The organism is Streptomyces sp. NPDC026515 (assembly GCF_055567595.1).
This window is the reverse complement of record NZ_JBVHQD010000010.1, coordinates 167,706-182,804: the sequence shown is the minus strand read 5'-3', so window position 1 is coordinate 182,804 and position 15,099 is coordinate 167,706. Positions and strand designations below refer to the sequence as shown.

General features: G+C 71.9%; 16 protein-coding genes and 1 riboswitch. Of the genes, 9 read left to right on the top strand and 7 right to left on the bottom strand.

From position 1 onward, the window contains the following. Window positions 1-10: 10 nt before the first annotated feature. Window positions 11-307 carry a hypothetical protein gene (locus ACZ4O3_RS22530; RefSeq protein ID WP_362726701.1) on the bottom strand — a complete coding sequence of 99 codons (297 nt, stop codon included), beginning with the start codon at window positions 305-307 and terminating at the stop codon, window positions 11-13. A 172-nt stretch (window positions 308-479) separates the two neighbouring features. On the opposite strand from ACZ4O3_RS22530, the gene ACZ4O3_RS22525 reads away from it, so the two are divergent. From ACZ4O3_RS22525 to ACZ4O3_RS22515, 3 genes are all read left to right on the top strand, one after another. Beyond that, window positions 480-845, top strand: coding sequence for a nuclear transport factor 2 family protein (locus tag ACZ4O3_RS22525; protein ID WP_362726704.1), 366 nt, complete (start codon window positions 480-482; stop codon window positions 843-845). Further along, complete coding sequence (locus ACZ4O3_RS22520) at window positions 833-1,000, top strand: hypothetical protein (RefSeq protein ID WP_384989065.1); 168 nt, start codon at window positions 833-835, stop codon at window positions 998-1,000. The genes ACZ4O3_RS22525 and ACZ4O3_RS22520 overlap by 13 nt, the downstream gene beginning before the upstream one ends. Before the next feature lie 17 nt (window positions 1,001-1,017). Then, a riboswitch (ZMP/ZTP riboswitch) is annotated at window positions 1,018-1,099 on the top strand. 26 nt (window positions 1,100-1,125) lie between these two features. Next, window positions 1,126-1,974, top strand: a complete 849-nt coding sequence (locus ACZ4O3_RS22515) for a bifunctional 5,10-methylenetetrahydrofolate dehydrogenase/5,10-methenyltetrahydrofolate cyclohydrolase (RefSeq protein ID WP_467723849.1) — start codon at window positions 1,126-1,128, stop codon at window positions 1,972-1,974. Here the strand turns inward: ACZ4O3_RS22515 and ACZ4O3_RS22510 are convergent, their stop codons facing one another. Both ACZ4O3_RS22510 and ACZ4O3_RS22505 read right to left on the bottom strand, forming a co-directional pair. After that, window positions 1,975-2,958: a CU044_5270 family protein gene (locus tag ACZ4O3_RS22510; protein WP_467723847.1), complete on the bottom strand. Its 984-nt coding sequence runs from the start codon at window positions 2,956-2,958 to the stop codon at window positions 1,975-1,977. It abuts the gene before it with no gap. Beyond that, on the bottom strand, window positions 2,951-3,493 hold the full coding sequence (locus tag ACZ4O3_RS22505; protein ID WP_362732994.1) for an RNA polymerase sigma factor: 543 nt from the start codon (window positions 3,491-3,493) through the stop codon (window positions 2,951-2,953). Before ACZ4O3_RS22505 ends, ACZ4O3_RS22510 begins: the two co-directional genes overlap by 8 nt. Before the next feature lie 105 nt (window positions 3,494-3,598). On the opposite strand from ACZ4O3_RS22505, the gene ctaD reads away from it, so the two are divergent. Together ctaD and ACZ4O3_RS22495 are read left to right on the top strand one after the other, a co-directional pair. Then, window positions 3,599-5,206, top strand: coding sequence for an aa3-type cytochrome oxidase subunit I (gene ctaD, locus ACZ4O3_RS22500; RefSeq protein ID WP_467723845.1), 1,608 nt, complete (start codon window positions 3,599-3,601; stop codon window positions 5,204-5,206). Beyond that, a complete protein-coding gene (locus ACZ4O3_RS22495; protein ID WP_362731979.1) occupies window positions 5,203-5,538 on the top strand; it encodes a hypothetical protein in 336 nt (111 codons plus the stop codon). The genes ctaD and ACZ4O3_RS22495 overlap by 4 nt, the downstream gene beginning before the upstream one ends. A 69-nt stretch (window positions 5,539-5,607) precedes the next feature. Here the strand turns inward: ACZ4O3_RS22495 and ACZ4O3_RS22490 are convergent, their stop codons facing one another. The 3 genes from ACZ4O3_RS22490 to ACZ4O3_RS22480 all read right to left on the bottom strand — a co-directional run bounded on the left by ACZ4O3_RS22490 (window position 5,608) and on the right by ACZ4O3_RS22480 (window position 10,381). Next, on the bottom strand, window positions 5,608-6,291 hold the full coding sequence (locus tag ACZ4O3_RS22490; RefSeq protein ID WP_467724057.1) for a TetR/AcrR family transcriptional regulator: 684 nt from the start codon (window positions 6,289-6,291) through the stop codon (window positions 5,608-5,610). Window positions 6,292-6,452: 161 nt separating this feature from the next. Continuing rightward, the gene (locus tag ACZ4O3_RS22485; protein ID WP_467723843.1) at window positions 6,453-8,309 is read right to left on the bottom strand and encodes a glycoside hydrolase family 5 protein; all 1,857 of its coding nucleotides are present in this window, start codon (window positions 8,307-8,309) and stop codon (window positions 6,453-6,455) included. Between the two features lie 83 nt (window positions 8,310-8,392). Then, entirely contained in the window at window positions 8,393-10,381 is a 1,989-nt protein-coding gene (locus tag ACZ4O3_RS22480; RefSeq protein ID WP_467723841.1) for a GTP-binding protein, read from the bottom strand. Window positions 10,382-10,685: 304 nt separating this feature from the next. Between ACZ4O3_RS22480 and ACZ4O3_RS22475 the strand changes: the two genes are divergently transcribed. Continuing rightward, window positions 10,686-11,792 (top strand): XdhC family protein, encoded by a 1,107-nt coding sequence (locus ACZ4O3_RS22475; RefSeq protein ID WP_467723839.1) that lies wholly within the window; start codon window positions 10,686-10,688, stop codon window positions 11,790-11,792. A 310-nt stretch (window positions 11,793-12,102) separates the two neighbouring features. Continuing rightward, window positions 12,103-13,491 (top strand): alpha/beta hydrolase, encoded by a 1,389-nt coding sequence (locus ACZ4O3_RS22470; protein WP_467724055.1) that lies wholly within the window; start codon window positions 12,103-12,105, stop codon window positions 13,489-13,491. Window positions 13,492-13,521: 30 nt separating this feature from the next. Here the strand turns inward: ACZ4O3_RS22470 and ACZ4O3_RS22465 are convergent, their stop codons facing one another. Further along, on the bottom strand, window positions 13,522-14,034 hold the full coding sequence (locus ACZ4O3_RS22465; RefSeq protein WP_384989055.1) for a metallophosphoesterase family protein: 513 nt from the start codon (window positions 14,032-14,034) through the stop codon (window positions 13,522-13,524). A gap of 89 nt (window positions 14,035-14,123) precedes the next feature. Between ACZ4O3_RS22465 and ACZ4O3_RS22460 the strand changes: the two genes are divergently transcribed. After that, a complete protein-coding gene (locus ACZ4O3_RS22460; RefSeq protein ID WP_362731847.1) occupies window positions 14,124-14,561 on the top strand; it encodes a MarR family winged helix-turn-helix transcriptional regulator in 438 nt (145 codons plus the stop codon). Further along, window positions 14,561-15,099: MFS transporter (locus ACZ4O3_RS22455; protein ID WP_467723838.1), on the top strand; the 539-nt coding region annotated here is incomplete at its 3' end. The genes ACZ4O3_RS22460 and ACZ4O3_RS22455, both read left to right, overlap by 1 nt.

Here is a 15,099-nt window from a genome sequence, read left to right as displayed (position 1 = left end):
CGGTCCGGGGTCAGGACTCGATGGCCGGCACCAGTCCCGTGGCCGGCGCGGCCATGTCGGTGAGCTGGTGCAGTTCGCCCAGCTTCTGGAGCCCGTTCAGTCCCTGCACCTGCTCCGAGATCCTGGGGATCTCGTCCTGGTGCTCGGCCGGGATGCCGATGCGGGAGACCGAGTCGAGCACGCCGAGCACGGTGGGGTTCCCGGAGTGCGGCGCGCTCGCGTCGGCCGCGTTCGCCAGCGGGGCGGCGAGGCCGGTGACCCCGACGGCGAGGCCGACGGCGGCGACGATACGTCGTGTGGAGATCATGTCTCCAGCAACGGGCTGGGCGCCCGGCCGGTCACGGGCAGCCGGTCCCCCTCACCCGTCAGGCGGAGTGCCCGGCCTGCGCTTGCCGAGCCCGGCGGGGCGGAGGAGGCTCGAAGCAGGGGCCGTCGCGGCCTGCTCCGCATCGGGCCGCGGGCTCCCGCAGGAGGTCACCATGGGCACCGCGACAGGCCCCACGTTCGACACCGACACGCTGCGCCGGGCGATAGAGGGAAACACGGGGAACACCCTGCTGGCGCTCTACACGGACGACGCGGAGATCCGCATCGTCGACCGCACCGACCAGCCCAGCCACCCCAGGGTCCTGCACGGCCGCCGGGACATAGCCGCCCTGCTGGACGACGTCTACAGCCGGGACATGACCCACAGGCTGGACCAGTGCATCGTGCAGGGTGACCGGGCCGCCTACAGCGAGTCCTGCGAGTACGCGGACGGCGTCCGGGTGCTCGCCGAATCGATGGTCACGCTGCGTGATGGCAAGATCGCCGAACAGATCACGATCCAGGCATGGGACGAGTAGCCGCCAGGGCCGCGAGGGTCCAGGTCAGCGCCCGGCTGACCTGGACCTTCTCGGCGCGGGCCGGACTGGGGCACAGCCGCCGAGCCCGGCCGGGCGGGTCCGTCGTCCTGCTGCGCACGCTCCTGCGGGCGGCGCACCGCCGTGGGAAACGCTGAGCGCCTCGGCTACTCTGGGCGCGGGCCGTGACTGGCGCTGAGGTGGAGCACCACCGTGGAGCGGCCCGCACTGTCGAGCCGTGCGCCTGGGCGATCAAGGTCTGACCAGCTCAGGAGTGTGCCGCATGACCCATGCCTCTCTCATGGACGGAACCGCCGTCGCCCGCCGGATCGTCGAGCAGACCGCGCAGCGGGCCGCCGAGTTCACCGCGCGCACCGGCACCACGCCGTGCCTGGCGACCGTGCTGGTCGGCGAGGACCCGGCCTCCGTCACCTACGTCCGGATGAAGCAGAACCGCAGCCGCAAGGCCGGTATCGCCTCCCGGCACGTGGCGCTGCCCGCCACCACGACCACCGCGGAACTCGTCGCCACCCTGCGGGAGTTGTCGGCCGATCCGGCGGTGCACGGCATCCTGCTCCAGCACCCGGTCGGCGAACACATCGACGAGCGGGCCGCGTTCGAGGCGATCGCGCCGGAGAAGGACGTGGACGGCGTGACCTTCGCGTCGTTCGCGACGATGAGCTTCGGCCTGCCGGGCTTCGTCTCCTGCACGCCCGGCGGCATCCTGCGCCTGCTCGACGCGTACGACGTCGACCCGGCCGGGAAGCGGGCGGTGGTCGTCGGCCGCAGCGCGATCCTGGGCAAGCCGGCCGGCATGCTGCTGCTCGCCCGCGACGCCACCGTCACCTACTGTCACTCCCGCACCCGGGACCTGTCGGCGGCGGTACGGGAGGCGGACATCGTGGTCGCCGCCGTCGGCCGCCCCGGGCTGATCCGGGGCCAGGACATCAAGCCGGGCGCCGTCGTGCTCGACGCCGGCTACAACGCGGGCAACGTGGGTGACGTCGACTTCGACACCGCCGTCGAGCGGGCCTCGCTGATCACGCCGGTGCCGGGCGGCGTCGGCCCGATGACCATCGCCGTACTGCTGGAGCAGACCGTCACCGCCGCCGCCCGGCAGCTCGGGGGGTGATCAGCGCATCCAGGCGCTGTATTCCATGACGTCACCGGCCCGTACGCCGTACTCGGGATCGTCCCGGGTGAACGTGGTCTCCAGGCCGAGTACGGCACCGGTGCCCGGATCCAGGATCAGCATCCGCCGGGCGCCCGAGCCCTCGTCGTGGACGTACGCCTGCCCGGTGCGGCCGAGCCGGTCGGTGACCTGGCCGGCCGGGCGCAGGCCCTGGGCGTCGGCGAGGAGTTCGGCGAGGGCGGCCGACTCCCGGGCGCCGAGCGTCCAGTTGTCGAGCAGCTCGTGGGTGGCGTCCAGGAGCTCGGAGGTCGTGAGGGTGCGGGTGTGGCCGTAGACCAGCTCGATGAGGTAGGCGCGCAGCTCCGCCGGGTCGTGCGGGGGTGTGCCGAGCGGCGGCCCGTCGCCCCACATCGGGGGGAAGGTGCGCCGGCTGAGCACGTGGCCGTCCCCGACCAGCCGTGACCGGTCGCCGTCGTCGGTGAGGACCGGGCGGCCGGGGTGGGACGGGTCGGTCGCCACGACCACTTCGGTGTGACTGCCGTCCGCCGCCCATCGCTCCACCCGCTCCTCGGGCAGGGTGACCGGCGGCCTGCCGTCGCTCATGCCGAGGCTCCAGGACTGCACGTGAGTGCCCTGGCGCAGGGCCGGGGAACCGTCCTGGGCCGCCACGGCGGCCAGTTCCGCGACCTCGGCGAGCGGTACCGGCACCGAGTGGACGCGGACGGCCAGCGGCCGGGGCGCGGCGACCGCGGGCGTGCCGGCCGGACCGCCCACCAGCACGGTCACCACGGTGACGACGGCGACGAGGGCCGCGGCGAGCGACCACGCCAGTCGGGGCCTGGTCCGGCGCCGGGGACGCGGGGTCTCGTGCAGCAACCGGGCGAGGTGCCGTTCGGCGGTGTGGTCCAGGGGACCGTCGCCGAAGTGGGGGCCCGCGGCGGGTACCGGGTCGGCGGCGCGCAGCAGGTGGAGTTCGTCAGCCATGGCGGTGTTCCTCGGTAAGAGCGTCGACGGCAGGGGGCCGCAGTCGGTCGATCTCGGCTCTGAGCCGGCGACGGGCCCGGTGCAGCCGCATCGCGGCCGCCCGGCTGCCGCAGCCCAGGGCGACCGCGACCTCGTCCACGCCGAGTTCCTCCCACGCGGTCAGCCGCAGCACCTCCTGGTCGGCCGGGGAGAGCCGGCCCAGCGCCTCGTGCACCCAGGAGCCGGGCCGTTCGCTGTCCGGACCGGCCACGGTGTGGCGTCCGTGGGCGGTCTCGTCGTTGCCCAGCCGGTCCAGCAGCCGGCGCCTGCGCCCGTAGCCGCGTACCGCGTTGGCGAGGCAGTTGCGTGCCACGCCGTACAGCCAGGGCAGCGGGGTCGCCGGGAGGTCTGCGCGGCGCCGCCAGGCCACCGTGAACACCTCCGCCACCACTTCCTCCACCTCGCCGGTCCGCCCGTCCAGTCGCCGCGCGACATAGCGGCTGACCGCCCAGTAGTGCTCGCGATAGGCAGCGGCGAAGATCTCGTCGTTGCTCATGTTCGGTTCTTGTCCGGCACCTTTCCGATCGTCACACCTCTTTCCGTGACGCTCGTCGCATCCCTCGAGTGTGACCGGTGCGCTCCGCCCGGACACAGGCGGGGTATGAGGAACCTCAAGTGGCTCACGACCACGGATCACAAGACGATCGGCACGCTGTACCTGGTCACAGCGTTCTCGTTCTTCTGCGTCGGTGGCGTGATGGCCCTGTTCATGCGCGCGGAGCTGGCCAGGCCGGGCCTGCAGATCATGTCGAACGAGCAGTTCAACCAGGCGTTCACGATGCACGGAACGATCATGCTGCTGATGTTCGCGACCCCGTTGTTCGCGGGCTTCGCGAACTGGATCATGCCGCTGCAGATCGGTGCTCCGGACGTCGCCTTCCCGCGGCTGAACATGTTCGCCTACTGGCTGTACCTGTTCGGCTCCACCATCGCGGTGGGCGGCTTCCTCACCCCGCAGGGCGCCGCCGACTTCGGCTGGTTCGCCTACGCCCCGCTCTCGGACGCGGTGCGCACCCCGGGCATCGGCGCCGACATGTGGATCATGGGTCTGGCCTTCTCCGGCTTCGGCACCATCCTCGGCGCGGTCAACTTCATCACCACGATCATCTGCATGCGCGCCCCCGGCATGACCATGTTCCGCATGCCGATCTTCGTGTGGAACGTGCTGCTGACCGCGGTCCTGGTCCTGCTCGCCTTCCCCGTCCTCGCCGCCGCGCTGTTCGCGCTGGAGGCGGACCGGAAGTTCGGGGCACACGTCTTCGACGCGGCGAACGGCGGAGCCTTGCTCTGGCAGCACCTCTTCTGGTTCTTCGGCCATCCAGAGGTGTACATCATCGCCCTGCCGTTCTTCGGCATCATCTCCGAGGTCATCCCGGTCTTCTCCCGCAAGCCGATGTTCGGCTACATGGGTCTGATCGCGGCGACCATCGCGATCGCCGGTCTGTCCGTGACGGTGTGGGCGCACCACATGTACGTCACCGGCGGTGTGCTGCTGCCGTTCTTCTCCTTCATGACGTTCCTCATCGCCGTCCCGACCGGGGTGAAGTTCTTCAACTGGATCGGCACCATGTGGAAGGGCTCGCTGTCCTTCGAGACACCGATGCTCTGGGCCACCGGCTTCCTGATCACCTTCACCTTCGGCGGGCTGACCGGCGTGATGCTCGCCTCGCCCCCGATCGACTTCCACGTCTCCGACTCGTACTTCGTGGTGGCCCACTTCCACTACGTGGTCTTCGGCACGGTCGTCTTCGCGATGTTCTCCGGCTTCCACTTCTGGTGGCCGAAGATGACGGGCAAGATGCTCGACGAGCGGCTCGGCAAGATCACCTTCTGGACGCTGTTCACCGGCTTCCACGGCACCTTCCTGGTCCAGCACTGGCTGGGCGCGGAGGGCATGCAGCGCCGGATCCCCGACTACCTGGCGGTGGAGGGCCTCACCACGCTCAACACGGTATCGACGATCTTCTCGTTCCTGCTGGGATCATCACTGCTGCCGTTCTTCTACAACGTGTGGAAGACGGCGAAGTACGGCGAGAAGGTCGAGGTGGACGATCCGTGGGGGTACGGGCGTTCCCTGGAGTGGGCTACGTCCTGCCCGCCCCCGCGACACAACTTCGTGTCCCTCCCCCGGATACGGAGCGAATCCCCGGCGTTCGATCTGCACCATCCCGAAGTGCCCCTCAGGGAGCGGGAGTTGAGCGCGCGATGACGGCTCGGAAGGAGGAGCGGGCGCTGGTCGCCCAGATCGAGGGACACCTGCTGCTGGCGGCGACGCGCGAGGAGGGCCGCGCGGCGGCTGCCCGCCTGACGGATCGACTGGGTTGGCTCACGGACACGCAACGGGAGGACCTGGAGTGTCAGGTCGCAGTCGAGTACCTGGCGCTGAGCCGTGCCTCATGGCGCCGCACGGCCGAACGCAGCGTCGAGTTGAGGCGTGAGTACGAGCAGAGGTACCGGATCCTGCGCCGCCGGCTGCTGGCCTGCTCCCTGCTCGCCTGCGCCCTCTGGACGGCGGCGACCGTGATCTCACTGTCGGTCTGAGCGCGGAGGCGCCGCAGAGCGGGCGGAGGGTGGGGTCAACGGGTGGGGCAGGCGTGAACTTGCCATGCCTCAGGGGCAGTTCACTCCCTGCCGGGCGCCCCCGGACGTCCAGTCCTCCGGTCGCAGCATCCCCACCAGCAGCCGCACCAGTTCCTCCACGACGTCATCGAGCGTCGCGTCCACCCAGCCGGCGCTCCAGTCGTGCAGCAATCCGTTCACGCTGCCGATGAAGGCCGTCGCCGCCAGCCGGTAGTCCCGCGGCGCCGCGTCACCGCGCGCCACCGCCGCGTCCGCCTCGCCGCATATCAGCTCCACCCAGCGCGCCCGCCGCGCGAGGCGCTGGTCCTCGAGGCGCGGACTGACGCCGATGATCTCCACGAAGGCGACCCGGATACGGCGCGGGTCCGAGGTGACGTCACGGGCGTACGCGCGGAAGAGCACCGTCACCCGCTCCACCAGCGACAGCGGCTTCGCCTCGGCGAACGCGTCCCGCACCGCTTCCTCGGCCCACCCGTTGACCTCCAGGTGCAGCGCGGCGAGCACGTCCTCCAGGGTGTGGAACTCCTCGTAGAACTGCCGGGTGGACAGGCCGGCCGCCTGACTGAGCGCGGCGACGGTCGTGGCGCGGTATCCCGGCGCGTCACCGAAGAGCTGGAGCGCCGCGTCGAGGAAGCGCCGGCGCCGTTCGGCCTTGCGTTCCTCGGCGGACCGGCCGCCGTAGCGTCCCGTCGGCGCCTTGAGCCTGCCCGGCACGATTGCCCCCTCCGTCATCCGCCTGATGACCAATTCTGTCGCCGCCGTCTCTTGATCAGCACGTCACCCCACCTTACTTTCCGGTAAGTCGGCTTGGGTCTCAACGCCGTTGTGTCCTCGTCCGCCGGGCCCGTACGGCGCCCGGCGGACGAGGACACGCCTCAGAACTTCGCCGCCACCCAGGCGGCCAGTTCCGACCTGGCGGCGTTCAGCAGGGCGGAGCCGGGCGAGGCCGCCCCGTTGGTCACCAGCGCGAAGTGAGCCACGCCGGAGTCCGAGTCGCTGAGCAGCAGTCGGCGGCTGCCCGTGCCACCAGGTTCGACGGCCACGCCGACCGGGGTCGAGGACGTGTACGACGGGGGTGCGTAGACGGTGCCCAGGTCCGAGACGACCGTGGTGGACGCGCTCGGGAAGGATGCCGGGAGGTGGAGTTCGGTGGGTGCGGTGGCGCTGCCGGAACGCCAGACCTGGACGGCGTACTGGCCGGATCCCACCAGCGCGGCCACGTTCGGCAGCGAGCTGGGCACCGGGTTCCAGGTCAGGGTCGTCGAACCGTCCCGTGAGCGGTCCTCGTAGGTGAAGGCGAGGGTGGAGCCGGAGGTGGCGCCCGGGTAGATCCGGTCCAGCAGCCTGGCGTCCTGACGGAGGGTCACCGCGCCGGAGTCGTTCATGGCGGCGGCCGAGAGGTCCTCGTCGTTCCAGGCGTCGCCGGTGACGAGCACCTTCTCCGGGTTGTCGTTCATCAGCTCGTGGTGGCGGCCGCTGTAGATGTCCCACTGCCACTGGCTGCCGGAGAGCACCGGCCCGGAGGACGCCGGGGTGGACCACCAGGTGGACCCGGGCAGGCGGGAGTCGAGGGCCTGGTACATGGCCTTGTCGACGGTCGGCGCCTTGCCCGCGGTGGTACCGGACAGCGGATGCCCGAACTCGCTGACGACCGCCGTGGTTCCGGCGGCGGAGGCGCGGTCGCGGACGGTGCCCAGGTCGGTGCTGTACTGGCCGTCGGAGGCGTTGCCCCACATCAGGATGCCGGAGATGGCCTTCTGGTCGTAGAAGTGGGTGTTGAGGACATACCGCGGGCCGAGGGTGCCGGCGTCCAGCAGGCCGCCCTCCTGCTTCTGGGTGCTGATGTTGGCGTTCCAGAAGAGGTTCGGCTCGACCAGGGCGGGCCTGGCGCTCCAGCCGGCCGCGTCCATCCGGGCCCGGAACCTCTGGTAGAAGGGCCACAGCAGGTTCTGCTCCCAGGTACGGGAGGTCTGGCCGGAGTCGTAGGAGCCGGCGTACGGCTCGTTGTAGGGGTCGAAGCCGACGACACCGGCGAACTGGTCGGACGTCAGATGCTGTGCCAGGTAGGCCATGGTGGTCTGGGCGGTGGCCAGGAAGGCGTCCTGGAGGCCGTAGTTGTTGTGCCAGAAGTCGTACTGGCCCTTCTGTACGGCCGCGTTCTGGGTGATGTTCTGCCCCCAGAACAGGCAGATGCCGCAGGACTCGGCCGGGTAGTTCCCCAGCGCGACCGCCCAGGCGGGGGCGCCGTCGCCCGTGTACCAGCTGCCCGGGTTGAACAGGTGGCGGGAGTACAGGTCCTGGTGGAAGTCGGGGTAGACGCGGACGCCGGAGTCGAGGAACGCCTGCATCTGCGCGGTCGCGGCGGCCAGGTACGCGGTGTCCACCTGGCCCTTGACGGGTTCCGCGTAAGCCCAGGAGAGCAGGAAGCGCACGGCGTTGCCGCCGCCCAGGGCGCGCAGCGCGGTGGCGGACTTCTTGGCGTCGGCGGCGGAGGCGAACGGCAGCCCGTCGTTCTCCGCCAGCTTGGTCTCCCCCGAGACGTTGTAGCCGCGCAGCACCACCTCGCGGCCCTGGCCGTCGACGAAACGGCCGTTCTGCACGGTGAGCGAGGTGCCGTCGAACCAGAGGGAGTCGGACGGGGTGGCCGCGGCGGCGGACGGAGCGCCCGCCACCGCGAGGAATCCGCAGAGGACAACCAGGACAACGACCAAACGTGCCCGGATAGTAGTCATGTCCACTACAGTCCGGTGATTTCCGGACACCGTCAATACTTCTGACTCATGGGTAAGTTGAATGCCTGTCAGACACTTGGGACTCAACCGCTCGCTCGGCCCGTCACGTTCAACAGGTACCGCTTCCGGCTGAGCGGATTGTGATCGGTCCGTGGGCGTTCGGGGACGGTGCCGTGCGCGACGGGCGCGTAGTGGTCGAACACGCTCTCCATTTCGCCCTCGCCCCGGGTCAGTCCCGGCAGCAGCTGCTCCAGCCGGTGCACCCGGCCGGCGGGCACCGCACCCTCCAGCAGGCAGAGCGCTCCCTGCGTCCTGGTCCGCCGGGGCAGCCCGCCGAGGCGGGTGAGCACCGGAAGCAGCGCTCCCAGCGTGTCCGCCGGAGCCTCGAGCAGGAACCGGTGCATCGGCTCGTGCACCTGGGTTCCGGCCCGGCGCAGCGCCTCGGTCAGCACGAGCGGGGTGAGTCCGCGGAAGTCGTGTCCCGTGCTCGACATGCTCTTGTCGAACCCCTGGTGGGCATGGCTCTGCCGGGGCGAGTAGCCGCAGTGGGTCATGGTCACCGTGCAGTCGGGGATCCGCCAGCCGTGCAGCCCCTGGCCGAGGGTCTCGCGCACGGTGTCCTCGACGGCCTTGAAGAAGGCGTACGGCATCGAGCCCAGCTCCACCTCCAGCCGGAAGCCGGCGCCGGCGCCCGGCGGGGCCGGCTCCACCCGCAGACCCACCGTCGCCAGGAAGGGGTTGCCGTCCTTCTTGTTGAACTCGACGGCGGCTCCGCTGCCGGTGAGACGTTCGACGCAGATGGGGGTGGTCTCCCGGAAGGTGACGTGGAGGCCGTACTCGTCGGCGAGGGTCGCCTGGACGACCTCCTTCTGCACCTCGCCGTAGAGGGAGACGGAGGTCTCCTGCCGTGCCTCGTCGTGCCGGACGTCGATCAGCGGGTCCTGCTCGGCCAGCTGGGTGAGCGCGACGTGCAGGGTGCGCCGGTCGGTGGCCGGTCCGGGGACGACGACGGTCTCCAGGGCCGGGGGCGCGAAGTGGTGCCCGTGTCCCCGGCCGGGAACGCCGAGCGCATCGCCGACGCGGACGCCGCCGAGCCCCCACACCTTGACGATCCGCCCGGCCTCGGCACGGTCCTGCCGCAGCTCCGCACCTGCCTCGGCGACGCTCAGCGCGGTGACCCGCCCCTCCGCCCGCCCGCCTGAGGTGGCTGCACCACCACCGAAGGGGATCCGGTCGCGGACCCTGAGGGAGCCGGCGAAGATGCGCGCACAGGCGATCTTCTCCCCCGCCGGACCCCGTTCGACCTTGAAGACCGTGGCCGACAGCGGTCCTGCCGGGTCGCCGTCGGCGGCAGGGAGCAGCCGTTCGACGCCGGTGATCAGGTCGGGGATCCCGGCGCCCGTGACGGCGGAGCCGAAGTAGACCGGGTGGACCAGGGCCCGCCGGGTCTGGTCGGCGAGTGCGGCGCGCAGTCGGGCGTCGGGGACCTCGCCGTCCAGGCAGGCGGCCAGCAGCGCGTCGTCGTGGTCGGCGAGCACGTCCACCGCGCCCGGGTCCAGGCCCGGCTCGAAGCGCGCGGCGCGGGTGCCGAGCGCGGCCGGCCGCCCCATCGGGACGAGCGGTACGGCGAGCCTGCGGGCGAGCTGGGCGAGTACCGCCTCGTGCCGGGCACCGCGCCGGTCGATCTTGTTGACGAAGACCAGCGTGGGGATGCTCAGCCGACGCAGGGTCCGCATGAGCACACGGGTCTGCGCCTGGACGCCTTCCACGGCCGAGACGACCAGGACCGCGCCGTCCAGCACCCCGAGCACGCGTTCCACCTCGGCGATGAAGTCCGGGTGGCCCGGGGTGTCGAGGAGGTTGACGGTCACCCCGTCGAGGGGGAACGACACGACCGCGGACTTGATGGTGATCCCGCGCTGCCGCTCCAGGGCGAGGGTGTCGGTCCGGGTGCTGCCGGCGTCGACGCTGCCGATCTCGTCGATGACCCCGGCCGCGTGCAGCAGCCGTTCGGTCAGACTGGTCTTACCTGCGTCGACGTGCGCGAGAATTCCGAGATTGAGCAGATGCACGGAGCGTGATGTCCTTCGGCATGGGTGGGATTCCTTCCTGGGTGGACATGCACGCAGCGCGCATCGCTGGTCCTCTCGGTGGGCCGTCGGGTCATCAAGGTCGGGAAGAAGTGCAGCAGGGCACCGCACCCCACGGCAACGGATTAACGGTCGCCGCAAGCCGCCCGCAGCGCTCGCCGCTCCCCGGACCCGGCCATAGAGTGATCAGCACCACGTCCGTTCGACGCATGCGCACCGCACCTTTGGCCTCTCCTGAAGCGGCGGGCGGCGCGGGGGGACGCGGCCTCGGGAAAGGGAGCGCAAGGTGCGTGAGATCCTGCCGGTGCTGGCCGACTGGCACGCGGCCGGGGTCACGTTCGGGCTGGCCACGGTGGTCGCGGTCAGCCGCAGCGCGCCGCGCGGGCCCGGGGCGGCGATGGCGGTGGGCCCGGACGGCGAGGCCGTGGGCAGCGTCTCCGGGGGCTGTGTGGAGGGCGCCGTCTACGAACTGGCGCAGGAGGTGGCGGCGAGCGGCGAGCCGCGGTTGCAGACCTTCGGCTACAGCGACGAGGACGCGTTCGCGGTGGGCCTGACCTGCGGCGGCGAGATCACCCTGCTGGTCCGGCCGGTGACCGCCGGCTCCGACCCGGCGTTCGGCGCGGTCGCCGCGTCGGTCGCCACGGGCGAGCCGGTGACCGCGGCGACCGTGGTGAACGGCCCCGCACCACGTGGTGCCACCCTCGCCGTCTGGCCGGACCGGGCGGCCGGCACGCTCGGCACGAGCGGCCTGGACGTCGCCGTCACCGCCGACGCGCGCGGCGAACTCGCCCTCGGCGCCTCGCTCCTGAGGCACTACGGCCCGCACGGGGAACGCCGGGAGGACGCGGTGACCGTGTTCCTCCAGTCGTTCGCGCCGCCCCCGCGCATGCTGGTCTTCGGCGCGATCGACTACGCGGCGGCGGTGGCCCGCATCGGTGACTTCCTCGGCTACCGGGTGACCGTGTGCGACGCGCGCCCGGTCTTCGCCACGCCCAAGCGGTTCCCCGCCGCCGTCGAGGTGGTCGTGGACTGGCCACACCGCTATCTGCGCTCCACCGCGACCGACGACCGCACGGTGATCTGTGTCCTCACCCACGACCCGAAGTTCGACGTGCCGCTGCTGGAGGAGGCGTTGCGCCGGCCGGCCGCCTACATCGGGGCGATGGGCAGCCGCAGGACCCACGAGGAGCGGCGCGCCCGGCTGTCCGAGGCCGGGCTCGCCGTGGCCGAACTGTCCCGGCTGCGCTCCCCGCTCGGCCTCGACCTCGGTGCCCGTACGCCCGAGGAGGTCGCGGTGTCCGTCGCCGCCGAGGTCGTCGCCCTGCGCTGGGGCGGCAGCGGTGCGCCGCTGACGACGACCAGCGGGGCCATCCACGCGGCCGCCGCGCACTGACAGCCAGGAGGGGTGAGCCGAACCGCACCACGAGTTCACCGTCCCCGTCCCGGTCGGGGCCGCCCGGCACGCACTCCCCGAACGGGCCGCCGCGCCGGACCCCGGCCGGGCGCGCGACGACGTGTTCCCTCCGCCGAACACTATGAACACAACGCCCGCGCCATGGTTCCGGTCCCGGCCCGCTCCCTAGCATCGCCGCGGACGGCGCGAAGCAGCGCCGACGAGGACAGGGAGCCGCGCCTTGGACAAGTCGAGAACCCCCGCACGGAGCCGCCGGACGAGCCGCCGGCGCACCGGAGTGCTCGCCTCACTGGCGGCCGCCCTCACCGCCGCCGTCGCCGGCGCCCCGCCCGCACAGGCGCAGGCGCAGGCGGCGCCGCCGGCCGCCGTCGTGTGCCCGGCGGAACTCGACGGCAGGGCCACCTGTTACACCGGCCAGGACATCCACGGCGCCTACTACGCCATCGCCGTCCCCGCACACTGGAACGGCTCCCTGGTCGTGCACGCCCACGGCGGCCCCGACCTCGGTACCGGCTCGGACCCGGCGCGCAGCGTCGACGACCTGGCCCGCTGGTCGGTGATGGTGAAGGAGGGCTATGCCTGGGCGGGTTCGTCCTACCGCAGGGGCGGCTACGGCACCCGCATGGCCGCCGAGGACACCGAGAACGTGCGCCGGCTGTTCGTCGAGAACTTCGGCGGGCCACGGCGGACCTATGTGCACGGCCAGTCCTGGGGCGGGGACGTCGCCGCCAAGGTCGTCGAGGTGTACGGGAGGCGGGGCGGACCGTACGACGGGGCGCTGCTCACCAGCGGGGTCCTCGGCGGCGGGTCCCGGGGGTACGACTACCGCGTCGACCTCCGTGTCGTCTACCAGTACTACTGCCGCAACATGCCCCGGCCGGCCGAACCCCCCTACCCGCTGTGGCAGGGGCTGCGCGCGGACTCGACGCTGACCACGGCCGGACTGCGCGCCCGGCTCCAGGAGTGCACGGGCTATGCCTCGGCCCCGCAGGAACGCACCGCCCTCCAGCAACGCAACCTGGACGACATCCTCGCCGTGACCGGCGTTCCCGAGCGGACCCTGGAGTCGCATCTGCGGTTCGCGGTCTTCACCTTCCGGGACATCGTGCGCGACCGGCTGGGCGGCCGGAACCCGTTCTCGAACCTGGGTGTCCGGTACTCGGGGTCGCACGACGACACGGCCCTCAACGCCGGGGTGGAGCGGTTCGCCGCCGATCCGACGGCGGTGCGCGACCTGTCGTACGACAGCGATCTCACCGGCAGGGTGTCGATCCCGGTGCTCACGATGCACGCGATCGACGATCCGACGGCGTTCGTGGAGCACGAGGCGGCCTACCGGGCCGCCCTGCGCGGCGCGCACCGCGACCGGTACCTCGTGCAGACGTTCACCCACGAGTCCGAGCACAGCGCGCTGAGCGACGCGGAGTACGCCAACTCGGTCGCGGCGCTGGACGGTTGGGTGCGCACCGGCAGGAAGCCGGCGCCCCGGGCGATCGCCGGCTCGTGCGCCGCGTTCGACCGGACCTACGCCACCGGCTGCTTCTACGACCCGGACTTCCACCCCGGCTCCTACGCCTCGCGGGTCCGCCCACGGCCGGGCGGACTGCGCTGGCCGGCCATGACGGCGGCCCAGGAGACCCGGTGGAGCAGGATCGACGGGGTCGGAATCGCCCCCTGACGCATCCCGGGAGACGGTCCGCGCTCCTTGTCACGGCGCCGGTCGGCGCGGCGGCAGCCGGTGCAGTGTCACCTCCGTGAGCGCGCCGTCGGCGACGGTCGCGGTGAGGTAGGTGCAGTGCGGCTGACGGCGGCGGTCGGTGGGCGAGCCGGGGTTGAGGAGGCGCGGGCCGGCCGGGGCCGTGGTGTCCCAGGGGATGTGGCTGTGGCCGAAGACCAGGACGTCCAGGTCCGGGAAGCGGGCGGCGCAGCGGGCCTCGCGGCCCCGGGCGGCACCGGTCTCGTGGATCACACCGAAACGCAGGCCGCCCAGGTCGGCGTAGGCCACCTCGGGGAGCCGGGCGCGCAGGCCGGGACCGTCGTTGTTGCCGTACACCGCGACGAGACGGCGGCTGCGGCTCTCGAACAGGTCGAGGGTCGCCTCGTCGACCCAGTCGCCGGCATGGAACACGACGTCCGCGCGCGGGAGTTCGGCGAGGAGCCGGTCCGGGAGCCGCCTGGCGCGCACGGGGAGATGCGTGTCGGTGGTGAGGAGCAGGCGCACGGGACCAGCGTAACGACCGCCCCGCATCTTCAGCCGGAACTTAACAGTTGCAGCTGGACAGTTTCCACTGACGGCCCTAGGGTGGCCGCATGGTTCAGATCTCCGACTCCGCGACCCGTACGGCGCGCGACCTGCGCGTGGCGTTCAGCAGACTGCGCCGCCGTATCCGGGAGGTCGCGCAGGACGCGGACCTCACCCCGTCCCAGGAGTCGGCGCTCACCCTGGTCGCCAAGCACGGCGCCGCCACGGCCAGCGCGCTGGCCTCCGCCGAGGGGGTGCGGCCGCAGTCGATGGCGACCACGCTGGCCGCCCTGGACCAGCAGGGGCTGATCCGGCGCAGCCCCGACCCCACCGACGGCCGCCGCCAGCTGGTCACCCTCACCGAGGCCGGACAGGCCCGTGTCGAGGGCAACCGGCAGGTGCGCGACGAGTGGCTGGCCCGCGCCTTCGAGGAGCGCTACACCGAGCAGGAACGCCAGACCATGCTCACCGCGTTCGAACTGCTGGAACGGCTCTCGCGCCCGTGATACCCAAGCTCACCGGACGCACCCCGCAGGACACCCGCCCCGCCCCCGACGGCTTCGACCGGCGGCTGATCGCGCCGATGGTCCTGGGTTCCGTACTGAACCCGATCAACTCCTCGATGATCGCCGTGGCCCTGGTGCCGATCGGCATCGCCTTCGGGGCCCCGCCCGCCGAGACGGTGTGGCTGGTCACCGCGCTGTACCTGGCCACCGCCGTGGGCCAGCCGGTGATCGGCCGGCTCGTGGACATGTACGGGCCGCGCCGGCTCTACCTCGCCGGTACCGGCCTGGTGGGCGTCGCCGGTCTGATGGGGGCGCTGGCCCCCTCGCTGGGGGTGCTGATCGCGGCGCGCGTACTGCTCGGCTTCGGTACGTCGGCGGCGTACCCGGCGGCCATGCGGCTGACCCGGAGCGGGGGGGGGGGGCGAGGGCAAGGCAGAAAGAGAGAGGTGTTTTTACCGGCTGCTTTTTTCCCCCGCCCCCGGGGTTGGCTGGTTTCCCTATGGGGATGGGGGTGGTTGGGTTTGCCGGTCGGGCCCTC